Raw genomic sequence first — 17247 nt, 5'->3', positions numbered from 1 at the left:
GATTTTCCGCTGTAACGTGCTTTACAACGCTGCCGGACGCTTAAGCAGATACCCCAGGGTTATCAGGCAGATAACGGCCCCCGTATAGAAAGTATATTCCGCGCCCCACGTTTCCCAGATGATGCCCGCTCCGAGGCTGGCAATCAGCAGCGCCACGCCGCTCACCATGCTGAACAGGCCAAAGGCGGTTCCGCGCAGGTCGGCGGGGGCTGTTTTCGCAATCATCGCCGTCAGCAGCCCCTGCGTCATCCCCATATGGATGCCCCACAGCGCCACGCCGACGATGATCCCCACCCAGTGGGTGCTCAAGGCCAGCACGATATCTGCCGCGATCAATACCACCAGCCCCCCTTGCAGCAAACGGGTATGGCTCATGGCATCGGAGAGTTTACCGAAGGGATAGGCTGAAAAGGCGTATAGCAGGTTCATGGCGACCATCACCAGCGGGATCAACGCCAGCGGGATACCGGATTGCTGGGCGCGCAGCACCAGAAATGCCTCGCTGAAGCGGGCCAGGGTAAAGACTGCCCCCAGGCCGACCACCCACCAGCAGCGGGCACCGAGGCGTTTCAGGTTCTCTTTTTTAATTGGATTGGTGCGTTTGTGGGCGACAGGAGAGGCGGGTTCATGCAGGCCAAAAAAGAGTAGCGCGACGGCAAGTACGCCAGGAATCACGGCGATCCAGAAAATGGTGCGGAAATCGTTATGCCACAACAGCATCATGCCGACCGCCAGCAGCGGGCCAAGAAACGCGCCGAGGGTGTCCATCGACTGACGCAGCCCGTAGGCGGCACCCCGTAGTTCGGGTGGCGTTACGTCGGCCACCAGCGCATCACGCGGTGCGCCGCGGATCCCCTTCCCTACCCGGTCAATTAACCGTGCCCCAAGGATCATCCCCGACGAGGAGGCGAGCGCGAACAGCGGCTTGCTGGCCGCCCCCAGCCCGTAGCCCAGCAGCGCCAGCCCTTTGCGTTTCCCCAGATAGTCGCTGATGGCACCGGAGAAAACCTTGATAATCAGCGCCGTGGCTTCCGCCAGCCCTTCGAGCAGGCCAATGAAGATGACGCTGGCCCCCAGCGTGGTCACCATAAACAGCGGCAATAAGCTATGGATGATCTCCGAGGAGATGTCCATCAACATGCTGACGCCGCCAACGATCCAGACCCCTTTGGGGATCTGGCTCAGCGTGGAAAACCGGGAGGCCATGCTCCGCTCCTGCTACCGGGAAAACCGTCATTTAACCCGAAAAAGTAGCAGAAGGGAATGTGAATCAATATCGTAAAAGCGAAGCGCGAAAGCTTAGTGCTTATCGCTACCACCGAGGAAAAAGATCCCCAGCGGGATGGCCAGCAGAACGGTAAAGACCGTGCTGTAAACTAACACCATTGCCGATTGCAGAACGTACATGCTGGTGGTCCACGACGTCAGCGGAATGTTGTACTGCTCAACCACACCGATGATCGTTACACGGCCTACCCCCATTACCGCGATGAGAAACACCGTCAGCAGTGCCAGCAGAAATTTTTTCCCCGCTGGGGTGTTAAGTTTTTGGCGTACCATGCGTCTCTTCCTTTACAGATGAATAACAATGATTGCCGCTCACCCTACCACGATCGTGCCTGTCGCACCAATCCAGAATTTAAAACCACAACAAAGGCAAATTTTTAGTGATATAAACCAGATAAAAATAAAATAAAGGCAAAAAACACCACTTATGATAGTGTAAGCAGGAACCGTTTGACATAAAAAGGAATGACTGTGAAAAACGCACCTAAAAGCATCGTCGCCCTTCTGGCGTTGGCCTGCGCCAGTGCCTATGCCGCCCCTGCCGCTCAACCCCTTGAGAAAACGGCCCCGTATCCGCAGGCGGAGCACGGGATGAAGCGCCAGGTTATCGACCTGCCCGCCCAGAAAGATGAAGCGAATTACAAAGTAGAACTGCTGATCGGCCAGACGCTGGACGTGGACTGCAACCTGCATCGTCTGGGCGGCCAGTTAACCAGCAAGACGCTGGAAGGCTGGGGCTACGACTATTACGTCTTTAATAAGGTCACCTCGCCGGTCTCCACGATGATGGCCTGCCCGGAAGGGAAGAAAACCGCTAAATTTGTGACTGCGAATCTGGGTGAGCACAGTCTGCTGCGCTACAACAGCAAGCTGCCGATTGTGATCTATACGCCGGACAACATCGAGGTGAAATACCGCGTCTGGCAGGCAGATGAGAAGATCGAAAACGCCGTCGCGCGTTAATAAAAAAGCCGGGTTATGTTAACCCGGCTTTTTTTACATCAGAGCGCGATATCCGCGACCGGTTTGCTTTCCGGCTTAGAGGTCGCCTGCGGCTTAGAGGTCGCCTGCGGCTGAGCCTGAGGCGCCGCATCCGGGGCCTGCGGCTTTTCATACTTCAGCTGCAGAACGCGGCTGGTGTACTCCAGCTCCTGCTCGGTAGCATCGATGTTGCCGTTCAGCGCCGTACCGTAAGATGGAATGATCGTTTTCAGCTTCGCCTGCCACTCCGGGCTGGCGACTTTGTCTTTGAACACTTTTTCCATCAGATGCAGCATGATCGGCGCGGCAGTGGATGCGCCCGGAGATGCACCCAGCAGCGCGGCTACGGTGCCTTCTTTATCGCTAACCACTTCGGTGCCCAGACGCAGCACGCCGCCTTTCTCCTCGTCACGCTTGATGATCTGCACGCGCTGACCCGCCTGCCACAGACGCCAGTCCGCTTGCTTCGCGTCCGGGTAGTACTCTTTCAGCGCTTCAAAGCGATCGTCATCGGAGAGCATCACCTGGCTAATCAGGTATTTCACCAGATCGAAGTTATCCAGACCAACATCAACCATTGGCCCCACATTCGAGGTGGTGGTAGAGCTCAGCAGATCCCACAGCGAACCGTTCTTCAGGAACTTGGTCGAGAAGGTCGCAAACGGCCCGAACAGCACCACGCGCTTACCGTCGAGAATACGGGTGTCGATATGCGGCACTGACATCGGCGGTGCGCCCACGGAAGCCTGACCATATACCTTCGCCAGATGACGGTTCACCACGTCCGGGTTTTCAGACACCAGGAACTGACCCCCAACCGGGAAGCCCGCGTAGTTTTCCGCTTCCGGGATACCGGTCTCCTGCAGCAGCTTCAGCGCCGCGCCGCCGGCACCAATAAAGACGAACTTCGCCTTGATGACGTGCTCTTCTTCATTGTGCTTGAGATCGGCAACGGTCACGCTCCAGGTGTTGTCTGCGTTACGCTTAAAGCCACGCACTTCGCTGTTCAGCGACAGAGTGAAGTTCTCTTTTTTCTGCAGAGAACCCACCAGCTGACGGGTAATTTCACCGTAGTTAACGTCGGTACCGATTTCGGTACGGGTCGCGGCCACTTTCTGGTTGGGGTCGCGCCCTTCCATCACCAGTGGCGCCCACTCCTTGATCTGAGCGTGATCTTCGGAGTATTTCATCCCACGGAACAGCGTGCTTTGCTGCAGGGCAGCATAACGGCCGCGCAGGAAGTTAACGTTATCGTCACCCCAGACAAAACTCATGTGCGGCACAGTGTTAATAAAGCTGTGCGGATCATGCATTACGCCGCTGTTAACCTGGTGAGACCAGAACTGACGGGAGATCTGGAACGCTTCGTTGATCTCCACGGCTTTCTCAATGCTGATAGAGCCGTCTTTTTTCTGCGGGGTGTAGTTCAGCTCCATTAAAGCCGAGTGGCCCGTACCGGCGTTATTCCAGCCGTTAGAGCTTTCCTGGGCTACGCCGTCCAGACGTTCAACCATGGTCATTGACCAGTCCGGCTGAAGCTCCTGCAGATAGGTTCCCAGCGTGGCGCTCATGATCCCGCCGCCAATTAACAGAACGTCCGTTTCCTGGTCCTGCGATGCCTGAGCCTTCGCCGCCATCGGAGCAGCGCTAAAGCTTGCCGCCGCAGCCAGCAACAGGGCAGTCATTTTTTTCATAATTAATGCCTTCGTAATAAGCGTATTGTTCGCTATTTATGCAGATGAAGTCGAGTGCGGCGCCACGGTAGCAACATTTAAATATTGTTTAAAGGTTAAATAATTATTGTAATTATGATAATCAATGTCGCTATGTTTGTAGGGTCAAGGCGCTGCTGCGCTGGAAAGATGCGCATTTTCCCGCTACTATGCAGCCCTTTGTGATCGACCGCACAGATCCAGCCAACCGCCACTAACTTGCGAAAAACTATGTCTCATACCCATGCCTCTCCCCGGACCTTATCGGTCCTGCGTTCCCCGTCGCTGTTAATGCGCGAAACCCTGGCCGGTGTGATCACCGCGCTGGCATTAATCCCCGAGGTGATCTCCTTCTCGGTAGTGGCGGGTGTCGATCCGAAAGTGAGCCTGTTCGCCTCGGTGGTGCTCTGTCTGTCGCTGTCGGTGATAGGTGGACGTCCGGCGATGGTGACCGCTGCCGCAGGCTCGGTGGCGCTGGTGATTGGGCCGATGGTGCATCAGCATGGCGCGCAGTATATTCTGCCGGCGGTACTGCTGGCGGGCCTGATCCAGATCCTGTTCGGCGCGCTGGGAATGGCGCGCCTGATGCGCTTTATTCCCCAGTCGGTGATGACCGGGTTTGTGAACGCGCTGGGGATTTTAATCTTCTTTGCCCAGGTGCCCCATTTCTGGAGCAGAAGTCCGTTGATTGTCGGTCTCTTTGTTCTGACGCTGCTGATTGTGCTGTGGGCACCCCGCTACATTAAAAGTATCCCTTCCCCGCTGATCGCCATTGTGGTCCTGACGCTTTACACCGTCACCAGCGGCCAGCTGCTGCCAACCGTGGGCGACGAAGGATCTATCGGCGGCGGCCTGCCGGGTATCACTCAGATGCTGGTGCCCCTCAACCTGCAAACCCTGAGCATTATCTGGCCCTGCGCGCTGAGCATTGCCTTCGTCGGCCTGATGGAGTCGCTGCTGACGGCAAAACTGGTGGATGAACTGACGGCCACGCCGTCCAGCAAGCGCCGCGAGAGCATAGGGCTGGGCGTAGCCAATATCCTGGCGGGCTTCTTTGGCGGGATCGCCGGGTGCGCGATGATCGGTCAGACCATCGTTAACGTCGAAATGGGTAAAGGTCGCAGCCGCGTCTCCACCCTGGCGGCCGGGCTGGTGTTGCTGCTGTTGGTCACCGCCCTGAGCGAAGTAATGGCAAAAATTCCGATGGCGGTGCTGGCGGGGATCATGGCTATTGTCGCCATCAAAACCTTTAACTGGCAGAGCATTCGCCCTGCCACGGTGAAAGGTGCCCCCGTTGCGGAAACCCTGGTGATGCTGGTGACCGTCGCGGCCACCGTCTCAACCGGCAATCTGGCCATTGGCGTGCTGGGTGGGATTATCCTCATGGCGATCCTCCCTGCCCGTCTGCGCCGCCACAGCGCCGCTACAGCAGAAACAGCGTCGCCAGCCCAAGAAAAATAAAGAACCCGCCGGTATCGGTAATGGCGGTGATCATCACGCTCGACCCCACTGCGGGGTCGCGTCCGAGGCGGGTCATCACCATTGGAATGATGACCCCCATCAACGCCGCCACCAGCAGGTTCAGCACCATTGCCAGGGTCATTACCCCACCCAGCGCCATATCGTCGTACAGCCACCAGGTGACGCCCCCCATAATGCCGCCCCACACCAGACCGTTAATCAGCGCCACGCCAAGCTCACGCAGGATCAGGAAGGTAAAGTTGCCGGGCTGAATGTGCTGTAGCGCCAGGGCGCGCACAATCATGGTGATGGTCTGGTTACCGGTATTGCCGCCAATGCCTGCCACAATAGGCATCAACGAGGCCAACGCCACCAGCTGCGAAATGGTATGTTCAAACCCGTCGATCACCCGCGAGGCGATAAAGGCGGTGCAGAGGTTGATCGCCAGCCAGGCCCAGCGGGTTTTCACCGCCTTGCTTACCGGAGCATAGACATCCTCTTCCGCGCTAAGGCCCCCGAGGGCACGCATATCGTTATCGGTCTCTTTATAGACCACATCCACGATCTCATCGATGGTCAGTCGCCCCATCAGCTTACCCACCGCGTCTACTACCGCGGCGCTGAGCAGGTTGTCGCGCTCAAAGGTACGGGCCGCTTTCTCGGCGTCATCTTCCGGGGAGAAGAGCATCGGCTGGGTGTCCATCACCTCGCTGACTTTGCTCTGGGCGCTGTTAAGCAGAATGGTCTGTAGCGCCAGCTCGCCGAGCAGGGTTTTATCCCGGGAGGTGACAAAAAGTTTATCGGTGTTTTTCGGCATTTTGCCGAGCCGACGCAGGTAGCGCTGTACCGTGCCCAGGGTCACATCCGGGCGCACCGTGATGACGCTGAACTCCATGATCGCCCCGACGCGGTCCTGCTCATAGTGCAGGACCTGGTGCACGCGGGCGCGTTCCTGCGGTGGCAGCGACACCAGCAGGCGTCCGGTCAGGTTACGCGGCAGATGCTGAACGAGGTAAATCTGGTCGTCGATATCCAGGGTGCGCAGGGCATCAAGGATCGCATGGTCGCTCATCTCATCGATAAGATCTTCCCAGACGTTCTCCGAGGCCTCTACCAGGACTTGCCCACGTTCGTGATCCTGCACCAGCCGCCACAAGGCATGGCGCTCTTCCGAAGGTAATGCTTCGAGGGTGTCAGCCAGATCCGGTGGCGGTAAATGCGCTACCAACGCCCCTACCTCAGCAATATCGTCGGCTAATGTGCCGACGTCATATTGCTCAGCCAGGGTCAGTTTACCCAGCAGAGTGGACGTGAGCGCTTTGTCGGTGGTCATCAGCCAGATCAGGCGCGCACGCTCTTCATCGCGCAGCCGTGCGCTGTTTTTGCTTAATGCAGACATTAATCATAAATCCATTAAATGAGTTGGCATTAAGCATAGCGCGGGCTTTTGTAATTTTTAATAAACGGATGAGAGGAAAGAATAAAAAAGCAGCAGTCATGAGGGGGAATGGCCCGGCGGCGTTGCGCCTGCTCGGGCTGATATAACGCAGGCCGGGTGAGGTGAAGCCGCCACCCGGCACATTGACACTCAGGCGGTACGGGCCACCGCATCACGCGAGGCGGCATCGCGCTCGGCGCCGGTCAACTCACTCAGCTGGCCGCTGCGCATCTCCAGCAGACGGTCGGCATGAATAAAGTAGTGATCGTCATGGCTGATCGCGAAAATAGTTTTGCCCATCTGCTGCATCAGCGGCAGCAGTACCTGGTAAAACTCGCGGCGGAAATGCGGGTCCTGATCGGCAGCCCACTCATCCAGCAGAATGATGTCGCGCTCTTCCGCCAGCGCCAGCAGCAATGCCACGCGCTTCTTCTGCCCTTTCGACAGCTTGAGGTTAAGGATCTTGCCATCCTGCAACTCCAGCTTGTGCGACATTTGCAGGTGCGCCAGCCACTTCTCCACCAGCGCCGGATCGGCCTGTTTGCCTTCCGGGCCAAGCAGTTGATCGAACAACCACACGTCGGTGAACACGGCGGAAAACAGCTTGCGGTAATCTTCCGGTTTTTCGGCGCTGAGCGGTTTACCGTCCAGCAGGATCTCCCCCGACTGCGGCTGATACAGGCCGGTCAGCAGCATCGCCAGCGTCGATTTACCGCTGCCGTTGCCGCCAATCAGGAACAGCAGTTCGCCGCGGTTGAGGGTTAAGTTCACCGGCCCGACGGAAAAGGCATTGTCCTGATACTGAAAGGTAACGTTACGCAGCTCCAGGGTCTGCCAGTCCGGGAAGGCCTGCGGACGTGGGAATTCGGCTTTATAGGGCGCGAGAGAGAACTTGCGCAGCTTGTTAAAGGCCACCTGGGCGCTGAGCAGGGTCGGCAGCGCGCCGACGGCTGAGAGCAGCGGCGTGCGCAGGAACAGCAGCGTCAGCGAGTAGGTGGCAGCGACGTTGGTATCTGCCCAGCCGAGGCTGTTAGCCATCCAGAAGACCAGGCCAATCGCGCCCAGCATCATAATATTTGACCAGTTAACCGCGCTGAGGTGGAAGGTATCGGCGCGCACAATGTGGTGGCGATATTCGCGGGCATCCGGGATATAGAGATTATTAAAGATATGCTCGGCGCGCTCGCGATTGAGGGTCAGCTCTTTGCGCCCTTCCAGCACCGTCTGATAGTCGTTATAAAGCTTATCTTCGGTTTCACGCAGCACCGCCATGTGCTTATAGACCCGCGACACCAGCATGTAGCCGCCCCAGATGGTGATCACAATCCACAGGGCGGTGATTGCCAGCATTTTGGTGGAGAGCCAGGCCAGATAGGCCGCCGAGCCGAAGGTCAGGATAATCCCCTGCACCAGCTCCGGCAGACGCACAAAAGCGATGGTGATTGAACGCACATCGCTGGTCAACCCGGCCAGCAGTGAGGCGCTGCCCAATTGCTCGACACGTTCAACCTGGGTATCCAGAATACGCTTGATAAACTCGCTGCGCAGGCGGTAAACAAAGTGGTGGCCGAGGGTGGTGAGCGCCAGCTGCGAACCCAGAGTGACGGCCATCAGCAGCACCAGCAGCCCGAGAAATTCCGGCAGCACCATCAGGGTGGTGTCCACCGTTTCAATTAAACGCAGGTTAATGAAGGCGATAAGCCCAATACCCAACGCGGCGCTGAGCAGGCTCAATGCCATCACCGCGATAAACGGCCAGCGGTATTGACGCCAGACCAGAAACAGGAGTTCCATACAGAGCAATCCAGACAAGAAAAATCAGCCAGCAGTGTAAACTGCCCGCCACTTACATCAAGAATAATTCTTATTTTTATTCGTTATTCGCCGCCTGCCGGAAGGTGAGGTTGTAGCGACAGTCGCCCGTGAGGGGATGCACCCCCGGCTTAAGCGGCTGAATGCCATGATAAAACAGGCGGGAAGGCCCACCCCACACCACCACATCACCGTGCTCCAGCAGCAGGCGTTGAAGCGGATCGTTGCGACGTAATCCGCCGAACTGGAAGACCGCGGGCAGGCCGAGCGATACCGAAACAATCGGCGCCCGCAGGTCTGCCTCGTCCTTATCCTGATGCAGAGAGAGTTTAGCCCCGACGGCGTAGCGGTTGATAAGACAGGCGTCCGGCTGAAAGTCAGGATAACCAGCCGCGCAGGCCGCATCATGGCACAGAGCGGCAAAAACATCCGGCATCGGCGGCCAATGCGCGTCGGTCAGCGGATCGACGGGTGAATAGAGGTAGCCGCGCGTGTTGGTGGTCCAGCCCAGTCCGCCGCAGTTGGTCATCGCCACCGACATCGTGTATCCCCCGGGGGTGACCATCTGCCGAAACGGCGACGCGCTGGCGACCTGTTCGATCCCCTGCATTAAGGCGCTGGCCCGCGCCTGGGCAAAGCGGCGCAGGATCACTGCCCCGGGTGCCAGCGGCTCCTGCCAGGGTTCAGCATCAGCAAAAAGATCCAGCATTACACCTCCTCTTTGTTGGCTTCGCGACGCAGCAGCGCCGCCTTGCGAACTGTGCCCCAGCGGTAGCCCGACAGCCCGCCGTCGCGACGAATCACCCGGTGGCAGGGGATGACAATCGCAAGCGTATTAGCAGCGCAGGCCCGGGCCACTGCCCGCACCGCGCCGGGATGGCCAATGGCGTTGGCCACCTGCTGATAGCTTGCGGTTTCGCCCACGGGAATGGCGCGCAACGCCTGCCAGACCTGACGCTGGAAGGCGGTGCCGCGAATATCCAGCGGCAGGGCGAGAGCGACATCGTGGTTATCCACGCTGGCGATCACCTGGGCAACGCGCGCGGCGAAGGCGGCATCGGCCTGTTCTCGCCGGGCGTGGGGGAAGAGTGTTTCGAGTTCGTCGATCAGGGCGCTGTCATCATCCCCGGGTAAAATGGCGCAGACACCTCGCACGCTCTCAGCCACCAGACACCGCCCCAGCGTGCAGTGACTCAGGGCGTAGCGTACGGTGGTATCGTCCCCGCCGTTGCGGTACTGCTTCGCGGTCATTCCCAGGGTGGCATCTGCCTTGCGATAATAGCTGCTGCTGTCCGGGAACCCCGCCGCCAGCACCGAATCGGTAATTTTATCGCCCTGCGCCAGCGCGTGACGCAGCCGTTTCGCCCGGGCCGCCTGCTGCCAGGCTTTCGGGGTCATGCCAGTAAACGCTTTGAAAAGTCGGTGAAGGTGATACGGACTCATCCCCACCTCTTGCGCCAGCGTCCCAAGGGTCAGAGGCTGCTCCTGCTCCAGTAACCGGCAGGCTTTTTCGATGGTGGCGACCCGCTGCGCCTGCGGGTCCTGTTGATCCGGGCGGCAGCGTTTGCAGGGACGAAATCCCGCCTGCGCTGCCTGGCCGGCATCGGCGTAAAAGCGAACGTTTTCACGCAGGGCGTGGCGCGCGCGGCAGGAGGGACGGCAGAAGATGCCGGTAGTCTGTACGGCAAACACAAACTGACCATCGGCATTGCCATCGCGGGCCAGCACCGCCAGCCAGCATTGATCGTCATTCATCGGGTTCGGCTTTTTCATGATCGGCTCCTTATCTAAGCATACGCCTAGCCTGCCTGAACGCCACCCGACAAAAACCCGCAACCTTGCTTTTTAATTCGCCCCGTTGACGAGGAAGCTGGCGAACTGCGGGGACATCCAGGTTTTGAACCCTTCCCCTTCGCGGGTGATCATATAAACCGCCAGCCCTTGTTCACGCACAATCTCTTTGGCTTTTTCTGTGCCCAGCACCATCAGGCCGGTATCCCAGGCATCGGCTTCGAGCGCCGTGGGGGCAATCACCGTCACCGACACCAGATTATGCGTAATCGGGCGGCCGGTCTGGGGATCGATCACATGGGAAATACGTTTACCGTCCAGCTCATAATAGTTGCGGTAGCTCCCGGAGGTGCTGATGCCGTGTCCGTTGATATCGACAATGGCCTGGACCGCATTTTGCTGATCGGTGGGTTTCTGGATCGCCACGCGCCAGGGCTTATCGCTGGCATTCATGCCGCGGCTGACCAGCGCGCCACCCACCGACACCAGATAGCGCGGGATCCCCTCCTCGGCCATCAGCCGGGCCAGGTGATCGGCGGCATACCCCTCCCCGACCGTCGAGAGATCAACATAGAGATCGGGGATGTCTTTTTCGAGGTATTGCTTGCCGGCCTGATTAATGACCGTCAGATGTTGCAGGCCCGTTTGCGCCCGGGCATCGTCAATCTGCGCCTGGTCAGGGGTTTTCACCGGCTGCTTGTTCGGGCCAAAGCCCCACAGATTCACCAGCGGGCCGACGGTGATATCCATCGCACCGTTGGTTTTGTACCCCACCCGCAGCGACTCGGTGACAATATCCGCCATCGCTTCGCTCACCGGCCAGGGAGAAGTGCTTTGGGACTGGTTAAAGCGCATCAGGGCAGAGTCGTTTTTATAGGTGGACATCAGCTGGTCGTCGCCATCCAGCTGGGACTGGATCTTCCCGCGCAGCTCTTCAGCCCGGTCAGCAGAGAGATCAATGACGCTAACGCGCCAGAAGGTGCCCATGGTTTTCCCTTCCAGCACCGTCGCAGCGGCGGTGTCGGCCTTAGCCGGAGGAGTGGGATCATCACATGCAGACAGCATTAAGAGCGTCGCCAGAAAACCGGCGCGCAGAAAAGTAATTTCCATTCGTTATTATCCTCAAGCCTGAGACCGGCAAGAGTACACTAAAAAACACGCTTTGTAAGGGCCTGATAGTAAGGCTAAAAAAAGGGGCCATTTGGCCCCTTTTGCAATAGTACGTAAGACTTAGAACTGGTAAACCAGACCCAGCGCTACGATGTCATCAGTGCTGATGCCGGCACGGTCGGTGAAGGCATTTTCATCCAGCAGGTTGATTTTGTAATCAACATAGGTGGACATGTTTTTGTTGAAGTAGTAAGTCGCGCCAACATCAACATATTTCAGCAGATCCTGGTCGCCATTACCTTCGATGTCCTTACCTTTGGACTGCAGGTAAGCCACGGATGGACGCAGACCGAAGTCGAACTGGTACTGTGCTACCACTTCGAAGTTCTGTGCTTTGTTAGCGAAGCCATAAACAGCGTTAGTGCCGCCGGACTGAGAGTCACCGAAACGGGTCGCGTTGTAAGTCTGGGTGTACTGCGCTGCCAGATACAGGTTGTTCGCGTCGTATTTCAGGCCACCGCTGTACACTTCAGCATGGTCGCCACGGCCGTAAACGCGCGGGCCGTTCTGATCTGCGGTACGTTTGGAGGATGCTGCTGCCGCGCCTACGCTGAAGCCTTCGCCCAGGTCATAGGTCAGGGAGCCGCCGAAGCCGTCGCCGTTCTGTTTCAGCAGGCTACGACCGGTGTCGTTTTCACCGCTGACGCTGCCGTTTTTACCCTGGTACTGCAGAGCAAAGTTCAGGCCATCAACCAGACCGAAGAAGTCCTGGTTACGGTAGGTTGCAACGCCGTTACCACGGGATTGCAGGAAGTTGTCGGAACCGTAGGTGTCGCCGCCGAATTCTGGCAGTACGTCGGTCCAGGAGGTGACGTCGTAGATGACGCCGTAGTTACGACCGTAGTCGAAAGAACCTGCTTCAGCGAATTTCAGACCAGCGAAGGCCACACGTGTCCAGGACTGGTTGTCGCTCTCGGTGGTGTTGCCCTGAATCTGGTATTCCCACTGACCGTAGCCAGTAATCTGGTCGTTAACCTGAGTTTCGCCTTTGAAGCCGAGACGCATGTAGGTCTGATCGCCATCAGCGCCGTCGTCATCAGAGAAATAGTGCAGACCATCTACTTTGCCGTAGAGATCTAATTTGTTGCCGTCTTTGTTATAAATTTCAGCCGCATTCGCTGCGCCTGCTACCAGCAGTGCTGGCACCAGGAGGGACAGTACTTTAACTTTCATTATTTTAACCCTCTGTTATATGTCTTTTATTACCACTGCTTACTGATTAACCCTCTTAACCAGTCGGCAATCTCATTCTCCTCAAAAATACAGAATAATCCAATAAGAATATGATACGAAAACTTTTAAGATGTTTCATATTGCCGTATAGATGTTTCAATTTGTAAAAACAAGGGAACTTTTTGGGCGCACATAAAGCCAAAAAATAAAGCACCAAAAATCAAAAAGTTAAAATTAAGCATACAAATCAACGAGTTAAGAAAAAATAAATTATAGCACTGATTGACAAAACAAAATGACGCCTCGCTACTAAAATATCTCTCGCTATCATCATTAACTTTATTTATTACCGTCATTCAAATTTGAATGTCTGTTTATCCAGAATTGAACCGAATGCACTGCATTCGGTTTTTTTTTACCTTTCTTTACGCAAATCTGAATTATTTGTGCTACCCACCCGAAACTATAACGACTATTAATTAAATCATTGCGCGCTATTTTTAGACGCAAAAAATGGACGGGTAATTTAATTTCTTGTTAATTCGTGCGATTTTTTTTCCGTATTGTCCCTTATTTGTACAATATCAGTCTGACCGTACAGATTTAACTCACCCCGCCTTCCTCGCACAGCGAAGCGAAAAAGTCAGCCTCTAAGGTGGCGTGAGGCTGGAAATTCGATTATTACGCTTTATACTGCCCTACTCGCCTGAAGCGCAGCCATAACAGGTTAAACACATCCATGAGTCAGTCTGATACCACAGCCGCGAACAAATTCTCCCTGCTTCCGGGCAGCATTACCCGTTTCTTTCTTCTATTGATCGTTGTGCTGTTAGTGACCATGGGCGTAATGGTGCAGAGCGCGGTGAACACCTGGTTAAAAGACAGAAGTTATCAGATTGTCGATATCACCCATGCGCTCCATAAACGCATCGACACCTGGCGTTACGCAACCTGGCAGATTTACGACAACATCGCAGCCACGCCAACCACCTCATCCGCAGATGGGTTGCAGGAGACGCGCCTGAAGCAGGATGTTTACTATCTGGAGAAAGCGCGGCGCAAAACCGAAGCCCTGATCTTTGGCTCCCACGACAGCGCCACGCTGGAGATGACCCAACGCATGTCGACCTATCTCGATACGCTGTGGGGCGCGGAGACGATTCCCTGGTCGATGTACTACCTCAACGGTCAGGACAACAGCATGATCCTGATCTCCACCCTGCCGTTGAAAGATCTCTCTTCCGGTTTTAAAGAGTCCTCGGTCGGCACGGTAGTCGACTCCCGGCGCGCAGAGATGCTGCAGCAGGCCAATGCCCTGGACGAGCGCGAAAGCTTCTCTTCCCTGCGCCGGCTGGCCTGGCAAAATGGCTACTACTTTACCCTGCGCACCACCTTTAATCAGCCGGGCCATCTGGCGACGGTGGTGGCCTTCGATCTGCCGATTAACGACCTGATCCCCCCGGATATGCCGCTCGAAAGCTTCCGTCTGGAGCAGGACACCGCAGCGCAAAACCTGCGCGCGCCGACGGACAAAGAAAGCCCGGATAGCGTCTCTATCTCCTTTAATGGCTCGAAAATCGAGATTGCCTCCTCGCTGAACACCACCGGCATGCGCCTGGTCTGGCAGGTGCCTTTCGGTACGCTGCTGCTGGATACCCTGCAAAATATTCTGTTGCCGCTGCTGCTTAATATCGGTCTGCTGGCGCTGGCGCTGTTTGGTTACAGCACCTTCCGCTCGCAGCCGGGTCGCCAGAGCGATGTTCCCGTTGCCGCTGGCACCAGCAATGAGCTGCGCGTTCTGCGCGCCCTGAATGAAGAGATTGTCTCAGTGCTGCCGCTCGGGCTGCTGGTGCATGACCAGGAGGCCAACCGCACGATAATCAGCAATAAAATTGCCGATCACCTGCTGCCGCACCTGAATCTGCAAAACATTACCAGCATGGCCGATCAGCATCAGGGCGTGATTCAGGCGACCGTCAATAATGAGCTGTACGAAATCCGCCAGTTCCGCAGCCAGGTGGCGTCACGCACGCAGATCTTTATCATTCGCGATCAGGATCGCGAGGTACTGGTCAATAAAAAGCTCAAGCAGGCACAGAGGCTGTACGAGAAGAACCAGCAGGGCCGGGCGGCATTTATGCAAAATATCGGCGATGCCTTCAAACTGCCGCTGAAGGCACTGGCCAGCGAAGCGGCCCAGTTAACCAGCCCGGAAAGCCTGCAACTGTCGAGCCATGCCGATACGCTGGTTCGGTTGGTGGATGAGATCCAGCTCGCCAATATGCTGGAAAATGACAGCTGGAAGAGCAACGCAACCCTGTTCTCGATTCAGGACCTGATCGATGAAGTGGTCCCGGAAGTGCTGCCGGTGATCAAGCGTAAAGGGCTGCAGCTGCTAATCAACAACCCGCTGCGGGCCAACGATGAACGCCACGGCGACCGTGACGCGCTGCGTCGCATTCTGCTGATGCTGATCCAGTACGCCGTCACGACAACCCAGATCGGCAAAATCACCCTTGAAGTGAGCAGCGATGAATCGGCCGAGGACCGCCTCACTTTCCGTATCCTCGATACCGGCGAAGGGGTCACTGCCAGCGAAATCGATAATCTGCACTTCCCGTTCCTGAACGATACCCAGGGTGACAACTACGGCAAAGCTAATGCCCTCACCTTCTGGCTCTGCGATCAGCTGGCGCGTAAGCTCGGTGGTCATCTGAATATCAAAGCCCGTGAATCGCTGGGCACCCGTTATTCACTGCACGTGAAGATGCCTGCGACACCGCAGGATGCGGAAGAGGATGAACGTCTGCTGGATGAGGTGGTGATCATGGTAGACGTCACCTCCAATGAGATCCGCAATATCGTGGTGCGTCAGCTGGAAAACTGGGGAGCGACCTGTATTTCCCCGGATGAAAGACTGGCAAGTCAAGAATATGATCTCTTTTTAACAGATAATCCGTCTAATCTTACTGCCTCGGGCTTGCTTTTAAGCGATGATGAGCCAGGCGTGCGAAAAATTGGCCCCGGCCAGGTGCGCGTCAACTTTAATATGAGCAATGCCATGCAGGAAGCTGTACTACAACTTATAGAGGAGCAACTGGCGCAAGAAACGATCCCGGAATCCCCACTGGGCGGCAATGAAAATGCCGAATTGCAGGCTAGCGGCTATTATTCTCTCTTCGTAGACACAGTACCAGATGATGTTAAGAGGTTGTATACTGAATCCGCCGCGAACGACTTTGCGGCGCTGGCTCAGACAGCACACCGGCTCAAAGGGGTGTTTGCCATGCTTAATCTGGTTCCAGGCAAGCAATTATGTGAAACGCTGGAACATCTTATTCGCGAGAAAGATGCCGCCAGCATAGAAAAATACATCAGCGACATTGACGACTATGTCAAAAGCTTGCTGTAGCAAGGTAGCCTTATACATGAACAATATGAACGTAATTATTGCCGATGACCATCCGATTGTACTGTTCGGTATTCGCAAATCACTTGAACAGATCGAGTGGGTGAATGTAGTCGGCGAATTTGAAGATTCCACAGCACTGATTAATAACCTCCCGAAACTTGATGCGCACGTGCTCATCACCGACCTTTCCATGCCTGGAGATAAATACGGTGACGGGATCACGCTGATCAAATACATCAAGCGTCACTTCCCAAGCATTTCGATCATCGTGCTGACCATGAACAACAACCCGGCCATTTTAAGCGCCGTGCTGGATCTCGATATCGAAGGGATTGTCCTGAAACAGGGCGCACCTACCGATCTGCCAAAAGCGCTGGCCGCGCTGCAGAAAGGGAAGAAATTTACCCCGGAAAGCGTCTCCCGCCTGCTGGAAAAAATCAGCGCTGGCGGTTACGGCGACAAACGTCTGTCACCGAAAGAGAGCGAAGTATTGCGTCTGTTCGCAGAAGGTTTCCTGGTTACCGAAATTGCCAAGAAACTGAACCGCAGCATCAAGACCATCAGTAGCCAGAAGAAATCTGCAATGATGAAACTGGGCGTGGAAAACGATATCGCTCTGTTGAACTATCTCTCCTCCGTGACTCTGAGTCCGGCAGATAAAGAGTAACCGGCAGGTCAACGTAAAAAGGCAACGTAAGTTGCCTTTTTTTATGCCCCACGTTCAGGCAGTTGGGGATGTTCATCCCACCCCAGCCCTCTGTTTCCAGGAAGAAGAAGCACCCCGTAGGCCCGCGCCAGCGGGCAATAAAAAAGCCCACAAGTGGGTAATGCCAGTCAGTTAAACGATTCGGTATTCCTAAATGACTGAAGTGGACAGGTTCCGTTCACTAAAGCACCTCTGCTTTGTGCCCCCTCCGCTGCGGCGAACGTGCCAGGGGGCTCGCCACCCACTCCCTGGCTACCCCTGCTCCCGGCAGGCTATGCCCTCTCGGCCAGCGGTCAACGCTTCG

The 17247-nt window shown here is 56.2% G+C and carries 12 protein-coding genes and 1 pseudogene; 4 read left to right on the top strand and 9 right to left on the bottom strand.

Going from position 1 to position 17247, the window contains the following annotated elements:
* Positions 1-21 precede the first annotated feature (21 nt).
* Both ACF8PE_RS10735 and ACF8PE_RS10730 read right to left on the bottom strand, forming a co-directional pair.
* Entirely contained in the window at positions 22-1206 is a 1185-nt protein-coding gene (locus ACF8PE_RS10735; RefSeq protein ID WP_163603196.1) for an MFS transporter, read from the bottom strand.
* A gap of 93 nt (positions 1207-1299) precedes the next feature.
* On the bottom strand, positions 1300-1560 hold the full coding sequence (locus tag ACF8PE_RS10730) for a DUF2534 family protein (RefSeq protein WP_032612688.1): 261 nt from the start codon (positions 1558-1560) through the stop codon (positions 1300-1302).
* A 192-nt stretch (positions 1561-1752) separates the two neighbouring features.
* On the opposite strand from ACF8PE_RS10730, the gene eco reads away from it, so the two are divergent.
* Positions 1753-2250: a serine protease inhibitor ecotin gene (gene eco, locus ACF8PE_RS10725; protein WP_032612690.1), complete on the top strand. Its 498-nt coding sequence runs from the start codon at positions 1753-1755 to the stop codon at positions 2248-2250.
* Positions 2251-2288: 38 nt separating this feature from the next.
* Here eco and mqo read toward each other — a convergent pair whose 3' ends face one another.
* A complete protein-coding gene (gene mqo / locus ACF8PE_RS10720) occupies positions 2289-3962 on the bottom strand; it encodes a malate dehydrogenase (quinone) (RefSeq protein WP_392494835.1) in 1674 nt (557 codons plus the stop codon).
* A gap of 132 nt (positions 3963-4094) precedes the next feature.
* Between mqo and ACF8PE_RS10715 the strand changes: the two are divergent.
* Positions 4095-5441: pseudogene (locus ACF8PE_RS10715) on the top strand (SulP family inorganic anion transporter).
* Here the strand turns inward: ACF8PE_RS10715 and mgtE are convergent.
* From mgtE to ACF8PE_RS10685, 6 genes are all read right to left on the bottom strand, one after another.
* Positions 5404-6840, bottom strand: a complete 1437-nt coding sequence (gene mgtE / locus ACF8PE_RS10710; RefSeq protein WP_032612695.1) for a magnesium transporter — start codon at positions 6838-6840, stop codon at positions 5404-5406. The pseudogene ACF8PE_RS10715 and the gene mgtE sit on opposite strands and share 38 nt — an antisense overlap.
* A 189-nt stretch (positions 6841-7029) precedes the next feature.
* Complete coding sequence (locus tag ACF8PE_RS10705; RefSeq protein WP_200142071.1) at positions 7030-8673, bottom strand: multidrug ABC transporter permease/ATP-binding protein; 1644 nt, start codon at positions 8671-8673, stop codon at positions 7030-7032.
* Positions 8674-8749: 76 nt separating this feature from the next.
* Entirely contained in the window at positions 8750-9400 is a 651-nt protein-coding gene (gene alkB, locus ACF8PE_RS10700) for a DNA oxidative demethylase AlkB (RefSeq protein ID WP_032612699.1), read from the bottom strand.
* On the bottom strand, positions 9400-10464 hold the full coding sequence (ada, locus tag ACF8PE_RS10695; RefSeq protein ID WP_392494834.1) for a bifunctional DNA-binding transcriptional regulator/O6-methylguanine-DNA methyltransferase Ada: 1065 nt from the start codon (positions 10462-10464) through the stop codon (positions 9400-9402). Before ada ends, alkB begins: the two co-directional genes overlap by 1 nt.
* 72 nt (positions 10465-10536) lie before the next feature.
* Positions 10537-11592, bottom strand: a complete 1056-nt coding sequence (gene apbE / locus ACF8PE_RS10690) for an FAD:protein FMN transferase ApbE (RefSeq protein ID WP_032612703.1) — start codon at positions 11590-11592, stop codon at positions 10537-10539.
* Between the two features lie 120 nt (positions 11593-11712).
* Positions 11713-12825 carry a porin OmpC gene (locus tag ACF8PE_RS10685; protein ID WP_032612705.1) on the bottom strand — a complete coding sequence of 371 codons (1113 nt, stop codon included), beginning with the start codon at positions 12823-12825 and terminating at the stop codon, positions 11713-11715.
* Positions 12826-13564: 739 nt separating this feature from the next.
* Here ACF8PE_RS10685 and rcsD point away from each other — a divergent pair.
* Entirely contained in the window at positions 13565-16237 is a 2673-nt protein-coding gene (gene rcsD / locus ACF8PE_RS10680) for a phosphotransferase RcsD (protein ID WP_059307491.1), read from the top strand.
* A gap of 16 nt (positions 16238-16253) precedes the next feature.
* Complete coding sequence (gene rcsB, locus ACF8PE_RS10675; protein WP_032612710.1) at positions 16254-16904, top strand: response regulator transcription factor RcsB; 651 nt, start codon at positions 16254-16256, stop codon at positions 16902-16904.
* The last annotated feature ends 343 nt before the right edge of the window (positions 16905-17247 follow it).

The sequence above is a fragment of the Leclercia sp. GLN_9 genome (assembly GCF_043105735.1).
GTDB lineage: Bacteria > Pseudomonadota > Gammaproteobacteria > Enterobacterales > Enterobacteriaceae > Enterobacter > Enterobacter adecarboxylatus.
The sequence above is the reverse complement of the archived record's forward strand: the minus strand, read 5'-3'. Positions and strand labels throughout refer to the sequence as shown.

What these genes read in the sequence shown, in the direction of transcription:
- rcsB (WP_032612710.1), top strand. Translation starts at nt 16,254, where the DNA reads ATGAACAATATGAACGTAATTATTGCCGATGACCATCCGATTGTACTG.
- ACF8PE_RS10735 (WP_163603196.1), bottom strand. Translation starts at nt 1,206, where the DNA reads ATGGCCTCCCGGTTTTCCACGCTGAGCCAGATCCCCAAAGGGGTCTGG.
- ada (WP_392494834.1), bottom strand. Translation starts at nt 10,464, where the DNA reads ATGAAAAAGCCGAACCCGATGAATGACGATCAATGCTGGCTGGCGGTG.
- ACF8PE_RS10685 (WP_032612705.1), bottom strand. Translation starts at nt 12,825, where the DNA reads ATGAAAGTTAAAGTACTGTCCCTCCTGGTGCCAGCACTGCTGGTAGCA.
- mgtE (WP_032612695.1), bottom strand. Translation starts at nt 6,840, where the DNA reads ATGTCTGCATTAAGCAAAAACAGCGCACGGCTGCGCGATGAAGAGCGT.
- mqo (WP_392494835.1), bottom strand. Translation starts at nt 3,962, where the DNA reads ATGAAAAAAATGACTGCCCTGTTGCTGGCTGCGGCGGCAAGCTTTAGC.
- eco (WP_032612690.1), top strand. Translation starts at nt 1,753, where the DNA reads ATGACTGTGAAAAACGCACCTAAAAGCATCGTCGCCCTTCTGGCGTTG.
- ACF8PE_RS10730 (WP_032612688.1), bottom strand. Translation starts at nt 1,560, where the DNA reads ATGGTACGCCAAAAACTTAACACCCCAGCGGGGAAAAAATTTCTGCTG.
- apbE (WP_032612703.1), bottom strand. Translation starts at nt 11,592, where the DNA reads ATGGAAATTACTTTTCTGCGCGCCGGTTTTCTGGCGACGCTCTTAATG.
- ACF8PE_RS10705 (WP_200142071.1), bottom strand. Translation starts at nt 8,673, where the DNA reads ATGGAACTCCTGTTTCTGGTCTGGCGTCAATACCGCTGGCCGTTTATC.
- rcsD (WP_059307491.1), top strand. Translation starts at nt 13,565, where the DNA reads ATGAGTCAGTCTGATACCACAGCCGCGAACAAATTCTCCCTGCTTCCG.
- alkB (WP_032612699.1), bottom strand. Translation starts at nt 9,400, where the DNA reads ATGCTGGATCTTTTTGCTGATGCTGAACCCTGGCAGGAGCCGCTGGCA.